Here is a 17,398-nt window from a genome sequence, read left to right on the forward strand (position 1 = left end):
CGGTCGGCCGGGTTGCATGCCCGGCCGGCCGTTGCGCGTTTCGGGACTGGATCAGTGCCGGGTCAACCCGGCGACCAGCAGCCCGACCCCGTAGTCGAACGCGGCGTCCGGATCGGGACCGGGCGGGCCTGCGACGCCGAGTTGCAGGGACTGCGCGTACCCCTGCCGGTCCAGGGTGTGGCCCAAGACGAAGTGCACGACCAGCGCCGCGGCCGCGCCCGCCTCCTCCGGGGGCACGCCGGCGGTGGTCAGTGCTTCGGCGAACAGGTCGGCCGGGGTGTGGTCGAGGAGCCGCATGGCCAGCACGGACGAGACCAGTTCCGCGCCGTCGCGGTGCGCCAGCAGGTGGTCCCGGAATTCGAAGCACCAGCGACGGAGAGCGACCGGCGAGACGTCCGTGGGGCCGGTCAGTCCGCCCAGGACCTCGGCGGCCAAGCCTGCCAGCAGGGACTGTTTGTTGGCGAAATGCCAATAGAGCGCGGCGGGCGCGGCGCCCAGAGCACCGGCGATCCGTCGCATCGAGAGGTCTGCGAGACCGTAGTCGTCCAGGATGTCGAGCGCGGTGGTCACGATGGCAGTGCGGGTGAGGGCCACCGCACGAGGCTAACCCACGTCCACACACGGGCCGTTCGAGGCGAATTATTGCGACAGGGTCGGTTAATGTGCGTGTCGGCGCGAACAATTCCTGCCATTCCTCGTTCAAGGGAGAACCATGAAGCCCCGCAGACTTGCACTGCTCGCCTGTGCGTCCTTGGCCGCACTCACCTTCTCCGCCTGCGGCTCCGATTCCCTGGGCACCTCAGCCGCGCCGGGCGGCGGCAACGACACGGCGGAATCGATTCCGGCCGTGTCCCCCAATCCGGCCCTGACCGAACGACTGCCCGAGAACATCCGCAGCGCGAACAAGATCGTGGTGGGCACGGACGCCACCTATGCCCCGAATGAGTTCCTCGACACCGACGGCCGGACCGTGATCGGTGCAGACGTGGACCTGTTCAACGCGGTCGCCGCCAAACTCGGCGTGCCCGAGGTCGAGTGGCAGCCCGCCGGCTTCGACACGATCATCACGGGCGTCCAGGGCAACAAGTTCAACGCCGGCGTTTCCTCGTTCACCATCAACGAGCGGCGCTTGGAGCAGGTGCACATGGTGAGCTATTTCGATGCCGGCACGCAATGGGCGACCGCCGCCGGGAACCCGAAGGATGTCGACCCGGAGAACGCCTGCGGCAAGACGATCGCCGTCCAGACCGGCACCATCCAGGACGAGGACGACCTGCCGGTCCGCCAGGAGAAGTGCGGGGACAACAAGATCAACATCCTGCAGTTCGAGGGCCAGGACCAAGCCACCGCGGCGGTCGTCTCGGGCCGTGCCGATGCGATGCTGGCCGATTCACCGATCATCGCGTACGCGGTCAAGCAGTCCGAGGACAAGCTCGCCGCGCTGGGCGACATCTATGACTCCGCGCCCTACGGCATCGTGGTCCACAAGGACCAGACCGAATTCGCAGAAGCAGTCGCCGAGGCACTGAACGAGCTGAAGGCCGACGGCACCTATGAGGCGATCCTGGAGAAGTGGGGCACCGAGCAGGGCGCGATCGACCAGTTCGAAGTCAACCCGACCGTAGGCAGCTGACCGGCACCTTGTCATGACCGATCACACACCTTCCGGGCCAACCGCCGGCGAGGCGACGGCCGACGTGTCGTCGCCCGCCGGTCGGCCCGGTGCCATCGACGCCGTCGCCGTCCGCCATCCGTGGCGTTGGGCGGCCGTCGCGATCATCGCCGTCCTGGTTGCGATGTTCATCAACATGATCGTCTTCAACCCGGCCTTCAACTGGCCGTTCGTGTTCCAGGCGATGAACCAGTCGCCGGTCATCGAGGGCTTCATCAAGGGCACCCTGCTCGTCACCGCGCTCAGCATGGTCTTTGGCGTCATCGGTGGTGTTGTCCTCGCAGTCATGCGCCTGTCGGACAACCCGATCCTGTCGACGGTCTCGTGGGTCTACACCTGGTTCTTCCGCGCGATCCCACGCTATGTGCTCCTCACGATCATGGGCGCGCTCGGCATCGTCTTCCAGGACGGGCTGGCGCTGGGTGTCCCGTTCGACTGGAAGATCATCGAGTGGTTCGGTCTGCCGGCCGACACCTCTTGGCGATTCCTGACGCTCAACGCCAACCAATTGTTCGCGGGGCTGGCGGGTGCCGTGATCGGCATGGCGGCCTCTGAGGCTGCCTATATGGCGGAGATCGCCCGGGCCGGCATCCTGAGCGTCGACAAGGGCCAGGCCGAGGCGGCCCAGGCGCTCGGCATGAGCCCCCGCAAGGCGATGGTGCGCGTCGTCCTCCCGCAGGCCATGCGCGTGATTGTGCCGCCGACCGGCAACGAGACGATCGCGATGTTGAAGGACACCTCGTTGCTTCTCGCCATTCCGCTCACGACAGAACTGTTCTTCCAGTTGAAGGCGATCGGTTCGAGGACTTATCAGACCTTCCCGGTCTTGATCTCGGCGACGCTGTACTACCTGATCGCGACCAGCATCCTGATGATCGGCCAGAGCTGGCTCGAACGGCACTTCGGGAAGGGTTTCGGCACCTCAGCCAGCGAGAGAGGCCAACAAATCAAGATGAGGACCGACCATTGAGCAGCGCACCGTCCGGCCCGCACCCGGCCCCCGGGCTCGGCCCCGGCACGCCCCTCGTGCGAGCGGTGAACGCCACCAAGTCGTTCGGCAACAACGAGGTGCTCAAGGGCATCGATCTCGACATCGAGCGCGGCGAGGTCGTGTGCCTGCTCGGTCCGTCCGGTTCCGGCAAGACCACATTCCTGCGGCTGATCAACCAGATGGAGACTCTCACCGGCGGTCGCATCTGGGTCGACGGTGAGCTCATCGGCATCGAGGAGCGCCGCGGACGGCTCCACAGGCGGAAGGCCACCGACATCGCACGGCAGCGCGCCGGCATCGGCATGGTGTTCCAACGGTTCAACCTTTTCCCCCACATGACTGCGCTGGGCAACGTCATGGAAGCACCCGTCCACGTCAAGAAAGTGCCGCGGGCACAGGCGAAGGAGCGCGCGTTGGCGCTGCTCGATCAGGTCGGCCTGGCTGATCGTGTGTCGTACTATCCCACCCAGCTCTCCGGCGGTCAGCAGCAACGAGTGGCGATCGCGCGAGCGTTGGCGATGGACCCCCAGCTGATGCTGTTCGACGAGCCGACGTCCGCATTGGACCCGGAGCTGGTGGGTGAGGTGCTGGGAGTCATGAAGGCGCTCGCGCGTGATGGCATGACGATGATCGTGGTCACGCACGAAATGGGGTTCGCCCGCGAGGTCGCAGATCGGGTCGTGTTCATGGACGACGGCGTGGTCGTGGAGCAGGGGCCGCCGCAACAGGTCCTCTCCGATCCACGGCAGGAACGCACCAAGGCCTTCCTGGCGCGGGTCCGCCACGAGGCCGAGGCCCGGGACGCGCAGGTCGCCGCCCAGGTCGAGGGACTCGTCCAAGAGGACTGAGCGGCGGCTGGTCGTTGCGAATCAGTCGCTGCGGTTCAACAGGTGCGGCACGAGGGCGCGCGTCGATGAGGGCAGCACGAGGCAGACGATCGTCGTGATCGACACTAGCCCCAGCACAACGCCGACCCATGTGGTCGCGCCACCCAGGAAGGAATAGGCAACCGGCAATTGCACGACCTGCGTGGCCACCGCCGGGCCACGGCTCCAGGACCGAAGACGGAGCAACCCACGGGCCACGATGATCAGCCCGACAGCATAGGCCACCAGCAGGATCGTGCTGCCGATGCCGACCACGGCGCGCTCGGGCCGCACGTTGAAGGCCTCCAGCAGCCCCAAGGCCGCGGCCACTGCAGCGACCAAAATGAGCAATCCGGCTGCCACGCGCACTGCCGTCGGCGGTCGTCGAGTGGGCTCGGTGCGGGTCGTCTGAGTCACGGGGCCAAATCTAGTCCGAAGGCGCACAATCGCCTTCCGGTGCCCTCTTCTTGATGGGCAATTCCTCAACCACTATAGGAATGTGAGCCACGAGACGGTCCAATGCCTTGTATTCCCAGTGGATAGTTGCCAATCTTGGTGAGTCAGAACACACAGGCACCCAGCCTTCCCCGCAGCGCCGCGACCGGAGACCGGGCTGCCACCGAACTTAAGGATGGCTTAGGCAATGGATTGGCGCCACAAGGCAGCCTGTCTGGACGAGGATCCCGAACTCTTCTTTCCGATCGGGAACACGGGTCCCGCACTCCTGCAGATCGAGGAGGCCAAACAGGTCTGCAAGCGATGCGAGGTGCGCGAAGCCTGCCTCCAGTGGGCACTCGAGGCCGGACAGGACCACGGGGTCTGGGGCGGATTGTCGGAGGACGAACGCCGGGCGATGAAGCGGCGTGCCGCCCGGTCACGCATTCGCAGCGCCTGAAGCCCGTCACCGCTCAAGCGGTCAGGCGCGAACCCGGATGGCCGGTCCATCCGGGTTTTCTGCGCGTTCGAAAGCTCAGGGATCGCCGACCCCGGGCAACATCTGCTCGTGCAGTGGCAGTGAGATAACCGCCCGGGACCCCGGGCCCTCGGGGTTGTTCGCCAACTCGAAGGTCCCGCCGAGGTCGGCCATGAGCGTGCCCACGATGCTCAGCCCCAAGCTGCGTGAGCCCTCCAGGGTGAAGTCCGCGGGCAGGCCCGAGCCGTCGTCGATGACCTCGACCGTCAGCCGGTTGTTCTCGAGTCGCGGGCGCACCCGAACCAGACCGCGATGGGCATCCGACAGCCCGTGTTCCAGTGCGTTCTGGCACAGCTCGGTGACGACCAGGGAAAGGTTGGTGGCCACGTCCGCGGGGACCAGGCCGAAACTCCCCTCCCGCTTGGCGGTGACGTTGTCCCCGCGGGTCAGCGCCAGGCCGCCGACCATCGCGAGCACCCGGTCGGCGACGTCGTCGAACTCGACCGCATCGTCATAGGACTGGGACAGCGTCTCGTGCACCACCGCGATCGCGGCGACGCGCGAGACAGCCTCCGTGAGCGCCGCGCGCGCCTCCGGTGACTGGATCCGCCGGGCCTGCATGCGCAGCAGTGCGGCGACCGTCTGCAGGTTGTTCTTGACCCGGTGGTGGATCTCTCGGATGGTCGCATCCTTGGTGACCAGCTGGCGCTCGCGCTTGGTCAATTCGGTGACGTCGCGGCACAGCACGACCACGCCGGCGCACTGGTTGCCGTCGGTGAGGGGCAGCAGTCGCAGCCGGATCGCGATCATGCCGACCGCAACACCGATCTCCGTCGCCTCACCCAGCGCGAACGCCTCCTCGAGGGGGTCGGGTCCGCCCGATTCCCAATCGACCGGCACCTGCAGCGATCGCGTGATCGCAGGGAGGTTTTCGTCCTCTAGATCCGCGGCCAGTCCCATGCGGCGATAGGCGGTCACGGCGTTCGGCGTCGCGTACATCACGTTAAGATGCGCGTCCAACCGGATCAACCCATCGCCGACACGGGGACTGATGACCGGGTCGCTGGGAATCCCAGGGATGGGGAACTCGCCCCGCTCCAACATGCCGGTCAGTGTCTCGGCGATCTCCAGATAGGTGTCCTCCAGCGAGCCGGGCGCCCGGACGCCCATCTGGTTGGTATGGCGTTCGACCACCGCAACGACCCGGTCGCAACGCTTGATCGGAATCGCGTGCACCCCGACCGGAACGCCCGCCTGGATCCTGTTCTCGGAGGTCTCGACGATCTTGCCGGTGAGATAGGCCTCCGGCACGCCCTGCTCGGGCTGATAGGCCAGCCGGTCGCCCGCGACATCGTCGTCGAGGGCGGTCGGGCCGGTCGTCGGTCGGATCTGGGCGACGGCCCAGAAGATGTTCGGGTCCCGGTCCGGCACCCACAGCACCAAGTCGGAAAAGGAGAGGTCGGCAACCAACTGCCACTCGGCCACCAGCCGGAACAGGAATGCCTCGTCATCGGCGCTGATGTCGGCGTGGTCCCGCATCAACTGAGTCATCAGTTGCATGGTCCACACCATAGTCAGCATTGCGTCAGCTGCGGTCGGCGGGCCGACCGCCCCTTGCATGGTGTGAGGGTGATCGGATTTCGCGTGCTCGTCGGCCCGCGGCTAGAATCGTTCGTCGGTCACCGTCCGGTGGCCGGTGTCCCTTCGGACGCCGCGATGTCCATACCTGACGAGGAGGCAAGCATGGGAAAGACCGGTCGCAAGCGTCGCGCCCGTCGCAAGAAGAGCGCGAACCACGGCAAGCGCCCCAACTCCTGAGTCGGACCTCCCTGGGCTTGTCGAACCGAGCCGGGGACTCAGTCCGCGCGCCAGCGCGTGATCGAGGTCATGATCGTCACCCGCAGCTGCTGGGGCGCCTTTTCCGCCCGGCAGCAGCGGCTGACGAGTTGCTTGAGCGCAAACACGACATCGTAGTCGTCCAAGCAGTGCTCGCAGGCGTCCAGGTGGGCCCGAATTGCGTCCGCTGCGGTGGTGCCGTCCAGCTCGTGATCCAGAAACTCGTGCATGCGCCCGAGAATTTCCGAGCAGTCCGATTCCTTGTGCAGGCCGGCCAGCGGATCGGAGTCGGTGCTCATTCGCCGGCCTCCTTCGGCATCAAACCGTTCTCCCGGGCATAGTCGGCCAGGGCCGTGCGCAACTGGCGCCGCCCACGATTCAGCCGCGACATCACCGTGCCGATCGGCGTCCCCATGATCTCGGCGATCTCCTTGTAGGCAAAGCCCTCGACGTCCGCCAAATAGACGGCCAGCCTGAAGTCGGGCGACAGCTCCTGGAGGGCGGAGGTCACGGCACTGTCGGGCATCCGATCGAGCGCCTCGACCTCGGCCGAACGCAGGCCGCGCGACGTGTGTGACTCGGCTCGCGCCAACTGCCAATCCTCGACGTCCTCACCGTCCGCGATCTTCGGAGAGCGCTGGGCCTTCCGATAGCTGTTGATGTAGGAGTTCGTCAGGATCCGATAGAGCCAAGCCTTCAGGTTGGTCCCCGGCTTGTACTGATGGAAGGACCCGTAGGCCTTCGCATAGGTCTCCTGAACCAAGTCCTCGGCGTCGGCGGGGTTGCGCGTCATCCGGAGCGCGGCTCCATAGAGCTGATCCAAGTATTCGAGCGCGTCCCGTTCGAACCGGACATCCCGCTCCGCCGGCGTTTCGGTCGCCAGATCGACATCGGCATCCAGCGGGAGGTCCGGGGCAGGCTGATCCGCCCGGTCTGGAGAGTCCGGGCTGGTGGATTCATCGGTCCGCGGCAGTGTCATCACATAGGACAGTACCGGGCTCTTGGATTCACAGGTGACCATCACCCCCGTCAACATCGAATCGGCGCGGGCTATTCCCTGCCCCTCAGAAGGTCGTCGAGGAACTCGCGCACGCTGGTGACGAGGAGATCCGCAACGCCGTCCGGGTCGAGTGGGCCACGTTTCGCGGGCTTGAACTCGTGGGCACAGCCCGGCACGGCCACCATGGAGTGATGCGGCGCATCGGCGACGGTGGTCGCAATCTCGGTCGGCGTGCCGAACGGGTCCCGCTCCCCCTGAATCACCAGCACGGGGCACCCGGGTCCCAACAGTTCAGCTGCCCGGCTGGACTCCGGCCTGCCGGGCGGGTGCAGCGGAAACGAGAGGGCGATCACCCCAGCGACCTCGTCCGGGGCGTCGGCAACCACGGAACGGCAGGCGACTCGGGCCCCGGCGCTTCGTCCGCCGAGGAAGAGCGGGAGGTCGGCGAATTGCTCGCGGACGTACGCGCGGGCTGCCTGCCAGCCCAGGTCGAGGCGTGCGGGTGCGGGGGCGACCCTCTTCCCCGCGGTCCGCCACGGCTGCTCGAACCGAAGCACGGCGGTGCGGTCTCGGCTGAGACGAGTCAGCGCCTCGAGATCGGGGGCGTCGACACCACCGCCCGCTCCGTGCCCCAGCAGAAGCACGGCCCGTGGGCGCTCCGGGCTGCTGATGAACATGCGTGCAGGTCCGAGCTCAGTCTCAATGGCACGAATGTGCTCGAACGGCCCGATGCTCTCCTCCCGGGCGGCGTCCCGCGGGCAGGTCACGGCTGTTCCAGCGGCTGCACGAGCTCAGGTCCGTTGTTGCGCACGTTCCCCACCGCCGCGCCGACAGCGTAGGCGGCCAATTGGTCCGCATCCGTCACGCGCAGGAGCTCGAGGGCATCTCCCGGATCCGTGCGGCGCGGATCCAACCAGTCGGACCAAGCGTCCCGCTGGATGATCATGGGCATGCGGTCGTGGATGTGCCCGAGAGCATCGGTTGCGGTGGTCGTGATAATCGAGCACGTGGTGAGCCAGGCGTCCGGATCGCCCTGAGGCCGGCTGTCGTCACGCCAGAACTCATAAATCCCGGCCATCACCAGCAGTCCCCCGTCGGCGCGATGGATGAAGAACGGCTGCTTCTTTTTGGGGTCGGCGCCGGCGTACCACTCGTAATAGCCGTCGGCCGGCAACAGGCACCGCCTGCTGGCGAAAGCCTTGCGGAAGGACGGCTTCTCAGCCACGGTCTCGAACCGGGCGTTGATCAGCCGGGCCCCGCCCTTGGCGTCCTTCGCCCAGGACGGCACGAGTCCCCAGCGGAGTTGGACGAGCTTGCGGGTGGCGTCGGCGTCAGGGGCATCCTTGGGTACGCGTTCCACCACGGCCGGCACCGGATCCGTCGGAGCGACATTCCAACTCGGGCCTTCCGGCGCGTCGGTCACCTCATCGATGTCGAACTCGTCCACGAGCTCTGCCAAGTCTGCCGAAGCTGCATAGCGTCCACACACCCTCACCACGCTAGTGGGCCCTGGGCACGCTTCGCGCCCCTCTGGGCCGGTTGGTGATGCTGGGGCCAGCAGATCGGCGGCGGCTCAGAAGGGTGGTGGCCCGTTGGGATCGATTCCGGACCAAGGTTCGGGGAAATGTTGGCCATTCCACGGCGGCGGCGAGTCCGGGTCGGGGATCAGTTCGGGTTGCAGTGACTCCGCGGGGAGGTGGTCCCGCACCCGGCCGGTGTCATTGCCGTGCCCGCAGTCCCCAGCTGAGCCGCTGCCGGCAGCCGTGGCGGGGTGGGCGTCGGGGATGAGTGCTTGGCGGGCGCGGTCGGACAGGCGGCGGTAGGCCGGGGGTGGGGTGGTGTCAGGGTCGGCGCGATAGGTGCCGTGCGGGGTGACCCAGAACTGTTGTCCGGCCGGGGTGGTCCAATGATAGGTGCCGGCGCGGACGGTGGTCTTGCGGTAGCCGCCGAACGTCTTGGCACGATGGGCCTTGGGTGATTCGGGGGCAAGGTTGTCGGTGTGGGTGGGCCCGTCGGGGTAGGGCACGACGTGGTCGCACTGCACGTGCTGGGCGGTCGAGGAGCGGTTGCTGTAGGGGAACACCACGGTGGGATTGCGGAGTTTGACGGCGCGGGCGATGCGGTCGGGGATCTGGTAGCCGTCCACGCCCTGGGGAACGGAGGGGTCGAGCACGGGGGTGATCACGACTTTGTCGGCGCGGGCGAGCAGGTCGTGGATCTGGGACAGGGCGAGCTCGCCCAACTGATGACTGTGGCCGCCGGCGCTGGTGATCAGGTCGGCCAGGGTGAGGTGGAGGTCCAGGTGCAGCGTCGCGATCCGCCAGGGACTGCCGACCGAGGTCGTGGGCGCGGCCGGGTCGCGGCCACCGGTGCCGCGGATCGTGCGGCTACCGGCCCCGGACAGATCCAGCGCGCACCCGTCGCCCGAACCACCCGCTGGACGATCGGGGCCGCCGGAGCCAGGGTGCTCACCGGACCCCCCGGGCTCATCGAAGTCGTCGCGCTCACCGAAGTCGTCGCGCTCACCGAAGTCGTCGCGCACAACGGAGTCGTCGGGCACAACGGAGTCGTCGGGCACAACGAAGTCAGGTCGGTCGGGCCCGGGCTCCGCGTCCTCACCGCCGTCCGAGCTGCCGGAGTTGGGGTCGGCAGGGGCCACATGGGCAATCGTGCCTGTGAGCAGGTCGGCGGCGTGAGCGGGGTCGGCAAGTGCTTCCAGAGCTGCGGCACGGAGTTCGTTGCGCGTGCCGTCCAACCCGGCCGCTTCGAGGATGTCGGCGAGGTCGTCCAAGGTCTGGTCCAGCGCCAGCCCGGCCGGCCCGTCGAGTTGCCCGCGCAGGGCAGCAGTGCCGGCCTCACCCTTGGTGATCGCAACGAACCGGGCCGCCAGTTCCTGGCGGCGGCGCTCCTCAGCTCCTGCGGGATCGAGGCGGGCTATCAACAGACCGACCCGAGTCAGTGCTTGGTGAGGAGTCCAGCCCTCAAGGAACGGGGCGATGTGGCGATCGAGTTCGTGGGCGATATCGAAAGACAGCCCGGCAGTGCGGGTGTTCTGCGCGATCCGACGTGCGAGCCAGCCCAGCACCCGACCCTGGAGCAACAACTGCCAGGTCCGCGGCAATCGGTGGCGCAGGTCGAGCACGTCAGCGATCAGCGCGGCCGCGGACTCGGGAGAGATCCCGAGAGCGGGCCCGACCTCGAAGGTGATGAACTCCGCGATCTCGGGGGTGCCTTCGGCACCGAAGTGCCACAACCGTTCACCGTAGAGCGTGCGGGGCGTGCCGCCGAAATAGACCTCGGCGGCTTCGGCAGAGTTGTCGATCCAGCAGTACACATCGGCGGCCGCGGCGATCAACGCGTATTGATCCACCTCCGCTTCCCGCTCACGCTCTGCAGCAGCACGCAAGCTCGCGATCACCCGCACCCGGTCCCACCCCTGCACCGGCTCCACAGCGCTCGGCCGCGTCCACTCATCGCCCGCGGCAGGATCATCAGGCGGGACCATCAAGGGGTGGGTCATCACGATCACCTCGCACCTATTCGAACTAGTGATCTAAATCTTAAGTGTCCCCTCCGACAGTTATGGCGCGCATCGTCATCTATCCACAGGCATTGACAGCTCCTTTCCTGCCAAGATTGCCCCCTAGTGACAGGAAGCGCAGGTGGTGAGGAGCATTGATGGGCGACCCACCTGGTGATCTGATGCGGCACCATCGCCTGCCCCAGCGGCTGGGGACGATCAGTGACGCGCGAACTGCGGACTTGGCGGCCGCTCAATTGCTGCCGGAGGCATCATGACCGTGCTGCGGGCAGCCAGGGTGTTCACGGGCGAGCAGGAGTTCAGTCCCGGCGAGGTGGTTCTGGCCGGTGATCGCATCGTGGGGGTCGGCCCGGCAGTCGCCGGGCGGGCAGTGGATGTCGACCTCGGCGACGCCACCCTGGCGCCCGGATTCGTGGACGCGCACTGCCATGGCGCGGCGGGCCGCGCTTTCAGTGAGGACCCGGACGCCGTGCTGGCCTTCCACCGCGCACACGGCACCACGAGCATGATCGCATCCTTGGTGAGCGAGCCGTTGGACATCCTGCACGAACAGATCGCCCGGTTGGCGCCTCTCGTCCGGGACGGCTCGCTCGCCGGCATCCATCTGGAGGGACCGTGGCTGGCGGCCGCGTACAAAGGCGCCCACGCCGAGGAGCACCTGCGCGATCCGGATCCCGCCGAGGTGCGAGCAGCGCTCGACGCGGGGGCCGGCACCGTCCGCATGGTGACGGTGGCCGCCGAGCGTCCCGGCGGGCCCGCGGCGATCGCCCTGCTGCGCGAGCGCGGCGTCGTCGCGGCCCTCGGCCACACGGCAGCGAATCACGCCGTCGCTGTCGCCGCGATCGATGCCGGGGTCACGGGCGCCACCCATCTGTTCAACGCGATGCCGCCCTTGCACCACCGCGACCCGGGCCCGGTGCTGGCGCTGCTCAACGACCCCCGGGTGTGGCTCGAGGTGATCCAGGACGGCGTCCACCTCTCCCCCGACCTCGTCGCCTGGCTCTTCGACGTCTGCCCCAAGAGACTCGTCCTGATCAGCGACGCCATGGCCGCGACCGGCTGTTGCGACGGCGCCTATCGGATCGGTTCCCTGCCTGTCGAGGTCCGGAACGGCATCGCTCTGCTCGCCGGCACCGACACCCTCGCCGGCAGCACGCTGACGCTGGACGTCGCGCTCGGACACGCGGTGGCGGCCGGCGTCGACTGGCGGGCGGCCGTTCGGTCGCTGACCGTTCAGCCGGCGCGCTATCTCGGGCTGACGGACGTGGGCGAATTGCGCCCGGGCGCCAAGGCCGATCTGGTTGCCCTCGACGGCGACTGGCAAGTGACCGGGGTCTGGCACCGCGGTCGTCATGTCGACACCCACCCCGGTCTTGGCAGCGTCACAGCGACACGGTAAACATGACCCATGAACCTGCTGCGTGCCGCCGCCCGAACCATGCTCGCCGGCTATTTCGTCGTGAACGGCGTGAAGGCCCTGAAGGACCCCGCACCATATGCGGCGGAACAGGAGCGATTCGCGTCCACTGTGGTCCCCTTGGCGCGCAAGGTCGCGCCGGAGGTGGCGACCTCGTTGCCCCAGGACACCGAGACCTATGCCCGCGTCGCCGGCGGCCTGCAGGTGGCCGGTGGCCTCGGTCTGATCTCCGGCAAGGGCCGTCGCTTGGGCGCTGGTCTCATCGCGCTGTCGATGGTGCCCCAGCTCATGGGCTTCTCTGCGAAGGGCCTTACCCCGGAGGAAAAGGCGCTCGCGCGCAACGATCTGTTGAAGAACGTCGCCCTGCTCGGCGGCTCGCTCATCGCAGCCGGTGACACCGAGGGTCGTCCGGGCCTCGCTTGGCGCGCCCAGGATTCGGCCGCCAAGCTGTCACGCAGCGTCGATCACACGCGCAGAGCGCTGTCGAAGGACGCCGAACTGACCAAGCTGCAGTTGGCGCGCCAGGTCGACAATGTCAAGCACCGGGTCGCTCTTCAGGCGAAGGATCTGACCCACTGACCCGTCGATAGACTTCGGTTGTGACTACTGACCCGAACTCTGCTGCCCCGGCGCGCCCACGTCGCGCGGTCGACTCGGGCCCATGGCCCGCACCCATCGCGACTGAGCCGGTCCATGCCACCGTGCGGGTCCCGGGGTCCAAGTCAGAAACCAATCGCGCACTGGTGCTGGCGGCACTTGCCGACGGGCCCTCGACCATCGTCGGCGCCCTGGAGGCCCGCGACACTCTCCTGATGCGCACCGGCCTGCGGCAGCTCGGGGTGGCGGTCGACAAGACGCCCGACGGCTTGCTCGTCACCCCGCCGGCGCGGCTCGCCGAGATGCCCGCCACCATCCACTGCGGACTGGCCGGAACCGTCATGCGGTTCCTGCCGGCCGTGGCTGCTCTCGGGCCCGGCCCGATCGAGTTCACCGGTGACCCCCAGGCGGAGGGCCGCCCGATGGGTCCGGTGCTCGACGCGCTATATGACATGGGCGCGGACGTGACGCCCGGCACCAACGCATTGCCGTTCACCATCGGTGGGCGAGCTGACCTCCCCGGCGGCGCGATCAGGCTGGATTCCTCCACGTCGAGCCAGTTCCTGTCGGCCTTGCTGCTCATCGGGGCGCGCTGCGAGCAGGGCCTCACGATCGAGGACATCGGACCCACGCTGCCGAGCAAGCCGCACATCGATATGACGATCGCGATGCTCCGGGAGCGTGGGGTGCGAGTCGACGACTCCCGGCACGGCCACTGGCGGGTCGAGCCCGGACCGATCGCCGCCAAGGACGTGGTGATCGCCCCGGACCTGTCCAACGCCTCGCCGTTCCTCGCCGCGGCGGTCATCACCGGCGGCCAGATCACGATCCCGGACTGGCCGGCGGACACCCACCAGCCGGGCGACCGATTGCGAACCATCCTCGCCGAGTTCGGCGCCAGAGCGGTCCTGGAAAACGGCGACCTCACGGTCACTGGTGACGGCATTGTCCACGGCGTCGACCTCGACCTCTCCGAAGTGTCCGAGCTGACCCCGGTCGTCGCCGCGCTCGCCGCCGTGGCGCGCGAGAAGTCGCATTTGCGGGGCGTCCGGCACATCCGCGGTCACGAGACAGACCGACTCGCCGCACTGGAGGCCGAGCTCAACGGTCTCGGCTCCCACGTCCATCAGACCGATGACGGCCTCGTGATCCACCCCCGCGTCCTGCACGGCGGAGAGTGGCGGACGTACGCCGACCACCGCATGGCGCACGCCGGTGCGTTGCTCGGTCTTCTCGTCGATGCCGTGACCCTGGACGACATCGGCTGCACCAGCAAGACGATGCCCGACTTCTCGTTGCTGTGGACCCAGATGCTCGCCGACTCCGACGAGTGGCTCGACCGTCAGATCGCCGCCGAGCGCGCCGCCGGAGACGGGGACGGTCGGTGAGCCGACGGCGTGGGGGGATCCATTCGGATGAACACGCTGGTTTCGACCGTCCCCGACGCCGCAGCCGCCCGCGCACCAAGCAGCGTCCGGACTATTCCGATGCGCCGGTCGGGTTGGTGACCACCGTCGACCGCGGCCGTTTTCGGGTGCTGTTGCTCAATGAGACCTACGAGCCCGTGGGCCCGCTCGTCACGACGACCAAGGCGCGGTCGCTGGGTCGCAAGTCGGTGATCGTCGGTGACCGAGTCCGGCTGGACGGCGACGTGTCTGGCGCCGAGGGAACCCTTGCGCGCATCGTGGAGGTGCTCGAACGCACCACCGTGCTCCGCCGCACCGCCGACGATGACGATCCCTTCGAGCGGCCCGTGGTCGCCAACGCCGACCAGTTGGTGATCGTGACCGCCCTTGCCGACCCCCCGCCTCGCACCGGCATGATCGATCGCATCCTGGTGGCCGGCTATGACGCTGGCCTTGACCCACTGCTCTGCCTGACCAAGGCCGATCTCGCATCCCCGGACGAGTTGATCGGCGCCTATGCTCCGCTGGGCGTGCCGGTGGTCGTGACGGAACCGGGCGCCGATCTGACCCCGCTCAGGACGCTCCTGGCGGACAAGGTCTCGGTGCTGGTCGGGCACTCGGGAGTCGGGAAGTCGACGCTCGTCAATGCCCTGATTCCCGGCATCGACCGGGCGACCGGAGACGTCAACGTCGTCACCGGCCGTGGCCGGCACACCTCGACCTCGGCCATCGCCCTGGAATTGCCGGACCACGGCGGGTGGGTCGTCGACACACCCGGCGTACGCTCTTTCGGACTCAGCCACATCACCCCGGCCGACGTTCTCAAGGCGTTCCCCGACCTGGTCGGCTTCACCTCCGACTGCCCCCGCGGCTGCGCGCACGACGACGAGGCGACCGACTGCGCGCTGGACGATGCGTGGCGCAACGGCGACGTCCCACGGGCCCGCATCGAGTCCTTCCGCCGGATGATCTCGGCGCGCAAACTCCCCCACGAGATGTGATCCGCCCACGGTTCGGGTCCGTGAGCGGCCCCGGTTGCAGAGCACCGAGCGGCTAACCTGTGGCCATGACCGTGCGCCCGACTTCCCCGTCAGCTGCTGACTTCACCGAGGATCTGCGGCTGGCCCACATGATGGCCGACAACGCCGACTCGATCACGATGGCGCGCTTCAAGTCCCAGGACCTCAAGATTTCCGCCAAGCCTGACATGTCGAACGTGACCGACGCAGATCTTGCGGTCGAGGAGGCATGCCGACGCACCTTGGCCCGCGCCCGCCCCCGTGACGCCGTGCAGGGCGAGGAGTTCGACGACACCGGTTGGGGTCCGCGCCGCTGGGTGATCGACCCGATCGACGGAACCTCCAATTTCGTCCGCGGCGTCCCGGTCTGGGCCACTCTGATCGCGCTCATGATCGAGGACGAGGTGGTGGCAGGGGTCGTCAGCGCCCCCGCCCTGGGCCGGCGCTGGTGGGCCGCAAAGGGCGCCGGGGCATTCATGGGCAAGTCACTGCACCAAGCCCAGCGCATCGGCGTCTCCCGGGTCTCCGACGTCACCGATGCGTCACTGTCCTATTCGTCGCTGCACGGGTGGGTCGCCGAAGGCCTGGGCCAGAACTTCGTCGATCTCATGCGGTCGGTGTGGCGGAGCAGGGCCTATGGGGATTTCTGGTCCTACATGCTCGTCGCCGAGGGCGCGGTGGACATCGCCTGTGAACCCGAGCTCTCGCTCCACGACATGGCGGCCCCCAGCATCGTCGTCACCGAAGCGGGCGGGACTTTCACATCCGTGGAGGGCTCTCCCGGCCCGGTCGGGCCCGGCGCTATCGCCACCAACGGCGTCCTCCACGAACTCGTCGTGGAACAGTTGACCGCCGGGGGTGCCGTGGATCCCGAGGCACCGCACCGGCGGCCGGAGAACTAGCGATGCATCAGCCCTTGGTGGTCACCTGGCGCAGCCGGACGGTCTCCGGGAGGTCGCGCAGGACCTCCGCGAGTTCGTCCACGCGGGCACCGGAGACGTCGGTGATCACATAGCCGTATTCCCCGTGCGTGGCCAGCGTCTGCCGGTCGATGTTGACCTCATGATCGGCGATCGCCTGGTTCATGCGGGCGAGCACGCCCGGGACGTTGTGGTGCAGATGGAGCAGACGCACCGTGACACCGTTGTCGACATTCGCCTGGGGCAGGTTCACCGACATGACGGTCGAGCCTGTTTCGTGGAAGTCCACCAACTTGTTCGCCACGAAGAAGCCGATGTCCTGTTGCGCCTCCGCGGTCGAGCCACCGATGTGCGGCGTCAGAATGACGTTCGGAATGCCCTGCAGCACGGAGGTGAACGGGTCGCCGTTGGCCTTGGGCTCCTCCGGGAAAACGTCCACGGCGGCGCCGGCGACATGACCGGACAGAAGATTGTCCCGGAGTGCGTCGTGGTCCACCACGAACCCACGGGCGAGATTCAGAAACAGGCTGCGGCGGCGCATCATCGCGAACTGCTCGGCGCCGAAGAAGCCGGCATTGCCCGGGCGACCGTCCACATGAAGCGAGATCGTCTCGGCGGTGTTGAGGAGTTCCTCGAGCGAGGAGCAGCGCTGCGCATTGCCGAGCGCGAGTTTGTCCACGATGTCATAGAAATAGACCCGCATGCCCAACGATTCGGCGACGACCGACAGCTGCGAGCCGATGTTGCCATAGCCGATGATGCCCAGCGACCGGCCACGCACCTCATGAGCGCCCTTGGCGGACTTGTCCCAGCGGCCCTCGTGGAGCGCGGTCGACTTGTCGAACAGGCGGCGGGCCATCGTGATGATCTCGCCGATCGCGAGCTCCACGACCGATCGCGTGTTGGAGAACGGCGCGTTGAAGGCCGGGATGCCCCGAGCGGCGGCCGCATTGAGATCGATCTGATTCGTGCCGATGCAGAAGGCCCCGATCGCCTCCAGGCCGGGGCGGGCGGCCAGGACCCGCTCTGTCACCTGGGTCTTGGAGCGGATGCCCAGCATCGCGACACCGTCGAGTGCGTCGATCAACTCGTCCTCGTCCATCGCACGGCTGTGCAGGGTCACGTCGAACCCGCGAGCCTCGAGGATCTTGACAGCGTCGGTGTGGATGTTCTCCAAGAGCAATGCCTTCACGGCGCGTGATTCTAATCCTCCGGGCGGG

The 17,398-nt window shown here is 67.7% G+C and carries 19 protein-coding genes; 10 read left to right on the forward strand and 9 right to left on the reverse strand.

The genetic code is table 11. The annotated features are described in order from the left end of the window. Positions 1–51: 51 nt before the first annotated feature. On the reverse strand, positions 52–594 hold the full coding sequence (locus ACQ260_RS03085) for a TetR family transcriptional regulator (protein WP_432557925.1): 543 nt from the start codon (positions 592–594) through the stop codon (positions 52–54). Positions 595–712: 118 nt separating this feature from the next. Between ACQ260_RS03085 and ACQ260_RS03090 the strand changes: the two genes are divergently transcribed. The 3 genes from ACQ260_RS03090 to ACQ260_RS03100 are packed head-to-tail and all read left to right on the forward strand — an operon-like array spanning position 713 to position 3,511. Then, the gene (locus tag ACQ260_RS03090; protein WP_432557926.1) at positions 713–1,633 is read left to right on the forward strand and encodes an ABC transporter substrate-binding protein; all 921 of its coding nucleotides are present in this window, start codon (positions 713–715) and stop codon (positions 1,631–1,633) included. Positions 1,634–1,646: 13 nt separating this feature from the next. Further along, positions 1,647–2,642, forward strand: coding sequence for an amino acid ABC transporter permease (locus tag ACQ260_RS03095; protein WP_432557927.1), 996 nt, complete (start codon positions 1,647–1,649; stop codon positions 2,640–2,642). Continuing rightward, a complete protein-coding gene (locus ACQ260_RS03100) occupies positions 2,639–3,511 on the forward strand; it encodes an amino acid ABC transporter ATP-binding protein (RefSeq protein ID WP_432557928.1) in 873 nt (290 codons plus the stop codon). The genes ACQ260_RS03095 and ACQ260_RS03100 overlap by 4 nt, the downstream gene beginning before the upstream one ends. Positions 3,512–3,532: 21 nt before the next feature. Here the strand turns inward: ACQ260_RS03100 and ACQ260_RS03105 are convergent, their stop codons facing one another. After that, a complete protein-coding gene (locus ACQ260_RS03105; protein WP_432557929.1) occupies positions 3,533–3,946 on the reverse strand; it encodes a hypothetical protein in 414 nt (137 codons plus the stop codon). 226 nt (positions 3,947–4,172) lie between these two features. Between ACQ260_RS03105 and ACQ260_RS03110 the strand changes: the two genes are divergently transcribed. Continuing rightward, positions 4,173–4,424 carry a WhiB family transcriptional regulator gene (locus tag ACQ260_RS03110; RefSeq protein WP_432557930.1) on the forward strand — a complete coding sequence of 84 codons (252 nt, stop codon included), beginning with the start codon at positions 4,173–4,175 and terminating at the stop codon, positions 4,422–4,424. A 75-nt stretch (positions 4,425–4,499) separates the two neighbouring features. Here ACQ260_RS03110 and ACQ260_RS03115 read toward each other — a convergent pair whose 3' ends face one another. Continuing rightward, positions 4,500–6,002, reverse strand: coding sequence for a sensor histidine kinase (locus ACQ260_RS03115; protein WP_432557931.1), 1,503 nt, complete (start codon positions 6,000–6,002; stop codon positions 4,500–4,502). A gap of 183 nt (positions 6,003–6,185) precedes the next feature. Between ACQ260_RS03115 and ACQ260_RS03120 the strand changes: the two genes are divergently transcribed. Continuing rightward, a complete protein-coding gene (locus ACQ260_RS03120) occupies positions 6,186–6,260 on the forward strand; it encodes a 50S ribosomal protein bL37 (RefSeq protein WP_425474887.1) in 75 nt (24 codons plus the stop codon). Positions 6,261–6,298: 38 nt separating this feature from the next. Here ACQ260_RS03120 and rsrA read toward each other — a convergent pair whose 3' ends face one another. The 5 genes from rsrA to ACQ260_RS03145 form a co-directional block, all read right to left on the reverse strand. Then, positions 6,299–6,577 carry a mycothiol system anti-sigma-R factor gene (gene rsrA, locus ACQ260_RS03125; RefSeq protein WP_432557932.1) on the reverse strand — a complete coding sequence of 93 codons (279 nt, stop codon included), beginning with the start codon at positions 6,575–6,577 and terminating at the stop codon, positions 6,299–6,301. Beyond that, positions 6,574–7,257 carry a sigma-70 family RNA polymerase sigma factor gene (locus ACQ260_RS03130; protein ID WP_432557933.1) on the reverse strand — a complete coding sequence of 228 codons (684 nt, stop codon included), beginning with the start codon at positions 7,255–7,257 and terminating at the stop codon, positions 6,574–6,576. The genes rsrA and ACQ260_RS03130 overlap by 4 nt, the downstream gene beginning before the upstream one ends. 71 nt (positions 7,258–7,328) lie before the next feature. Further along, positions 7,329–7,955 carry an alpha/beta hydrolase family protein gene (locus ACQ260_RS03135; protein ID WP_432557934.1) on the reverse strand — a complete coding sequence of 209 codons (627 nt, stop codon included), beginning with the start codon at positions 7,953–7,955 and terminating at the stop codon, positions 7,329–7,331. Positions 7,956–8,041: 86 nt separating this feature from the next. Beyond that, positions 8,042–8,776, reverse strand: a complete 735-nt coding sequence (locus tag ACQ260_RS03140) for an SOS response-associated peptidase (RefSeq protein ID WP_432557935.1) — start codon at positions 8,774–8,776, stop codon at positions 8,042–8,044. 75 nt (positions 8,777–8,851) lie between these two features. Further along, the gene (locus tag ACQ260_RS03145) at positions 8,852–10,798 is read right to left on the reverse strand and encodes a DUF222 domain-containing protein (RefSeq protein WP_432557936.1); all 1,947 of its coding nucleotides are present in this window, start codon (positions 10,796–10,798) and stop codon (positions 8,852–8,854) included. A gap of 274 nt (positions 10,799–11,072) precedes the next feature. On the opposite strand from ACQ260_RS03145, the gene ACQ260_RS03150 reads away from it, so the two are divergent. The 5 genes from ACQ260_RS03150 to ACQ260_RS03170 all read left to right on the forward strand — a co-directional run bounded on the left by ACQ260_RS03150 (position 11,073) and on the right by ACQ260_RS03170 (position 16,160). Next, the gene (locus ACQ260_RS03150) at positions 11,073–12,218 is read left to right on the forward strand and encodes an N-acetylglucosamine-6-phosphate deacetylase (RefSeq protein ID WP_432557937.1); all 1,146 of its coding nucleotides are present in this window, start codon (positions 11,073–11,075) and stop codon (positions 12,216–12,218) included. Positions 12,219–12,227: 9 nt separating this feature from the next. Further along, entirely contained in the window at positions 12,228–12,815 is a 588-nt protein-coding gene (locus ACQ260_RS03155) for a DoxX family protein (RefSeq protein WP_432557938.1), read from the forward strand. 20 nt (positions 12,816–12,835) lie between these two features. Continuing rightward, the gene (gene aroA, locus ACQ260_RS03160) at positions 12,836–14,221 is read left to right on the forward strand and encodes a 3-phosphoshikimate 1-carboxyvinyltransferase (protein ID WP_432557939.1); all 1,386 of its coding nucleotides are present in this window, start codon (positions 12,836–12,838) and stop codon (positions 14,219–14,221) included. Then, on the forward strand, positions 14,218–15,240 hold the full coding sequence (gene rsgA, locus ACQ260_RS03165) for a ribosome small subunit-dependent GTPase A (protein WP_432557940.1): 1,023 nt from the start codon (positions 14,218–14,220) through the stop codon (positions 15,238–15,240). Before aroA ends, rsgA begins: the two co-directional genes overlap by 4 nt. A gap of 65 nt (positions 15,241–15,305) precedes the next feature. Then, positions 15,306–16,160: an inositol monophosphatase family protein gene (locus ACQ260_RS03170; protein ID WP_432557941.1), complete on the forward strand. Its 855-nt coding sequence runs from the start codon at positions 15,306–15,308 to the stop codon at positions 16,158–16,160. Positions 16,161–16,167: 7 nt separating this feature from the next. On the opposite strand, the gene serA is transcribed toward ACQ260_RS03170, so the two are convergent. Further along, positions 16,168–17,370 (reverse strand): phosphoglycerate dehydrogenase, encoded by a 1,203-nt coding sequence (serA, locus tag ACQ260_RS03175; protein WP_432557942.1) that lies wholly within the window; start codon positions 17,368–17,370, stop codon positions 16,168–16,170. Positions 17,371–17,398 lie beyond the last annotated feature (28 nt).

Origin of the sequence: Ammonicoccus luteus (genome assembly GCF_050880385.1) — a bacterium.
In the GTDB taxonomy this organism is placed as follows: domain Bacteria; phylum Actinomycetota; class Actinomycetes; order Propionibacteriales; family Propionibacteriaceae; genus Enemella.

Excerpts from the sequence above, each read along its gene's own strand:
- ACQ260_RS03145 (WP_432557936.1), bottom strand. The coding sequence starts at position 10,798 with ATGACCCACCCCTTGATGGTCCCGCCTGATGATCCTGCCGCGGGCGAT.
- ACQ260_RS03155 (WP_432557938.1), top strand. The coding sequence starts at position 12,228 with ATGAACCTGCTGCGTGCCGCCGCCCGAACCATGCTCGCCGGCTATTTC.
- ACQ260_RS03170 (WP_432557941.1), top strand. The coding sequence starts at position 15,306 with ATGACCGTGCGCCCGACTTCCCCGTCAGCTGCTGACTTCACCGAGGAT.
- ACQ260_RS03150 (WP_432557937.1), top strand. The coding sequence starts at position 11,073 with ATGACCGTGCTGCGGGCAGCCAGGGTGTTCACGGGCGAGCAGGAGTTC.
- ACQ260_RS03130 (WP_432557933.1), bottom strand. The coding sequence starts at position 7,257 with ATGACACTGCCGCGGACCGATGAATCCACCAGCCCGGACTCTCCAGAC.
- ACQ260_RS03115 (WP_432557931.1), bottom strand. The coding sequence starts at position 6,002 with ATGCAACTGATGACTCAGTTGATGCGGGACCACGCCGACATCAGCGCC.
- ACQ260_RS03090 (WP_432557926.1), top strand. The coding sequence starts at position 713 with ATGAAGCCCCGCAGACTTGCACTGCTCGCCTGTGCGTCCTTGGCCGCA.
- rsrA (WP_432557932.1), bottom strand. The coding sequence starts at position 6,577 with ATGAGCACCGACTCCGATCCGCTGGCCGGCCTGCACAAGGAATCGGAC.
- ACQ260_RS03135 (WP_432557934.1), bottom strand. The coding sequence starts at position 7,955 with ATGTTCATCAGCAGCCCGGAGCGCCCACGGGCCGTGCTTCTGCTGGGG.
- ACQ260_RS03110 (WP_432557930.1), top strand. The coding sequence starts at position 4,173 with ATGGATTGGCGCCACAAGGCAGCCTGTCTGGACGAGGATCCCGAACTC.
- ACQ260_RS03095 (WP_432557927.1), top strand. The coding sequence starts at position 1,647 with ATGACCGATCACACACCTTCCGGGCCAACCGCCGGCGAGGCGACGGCC.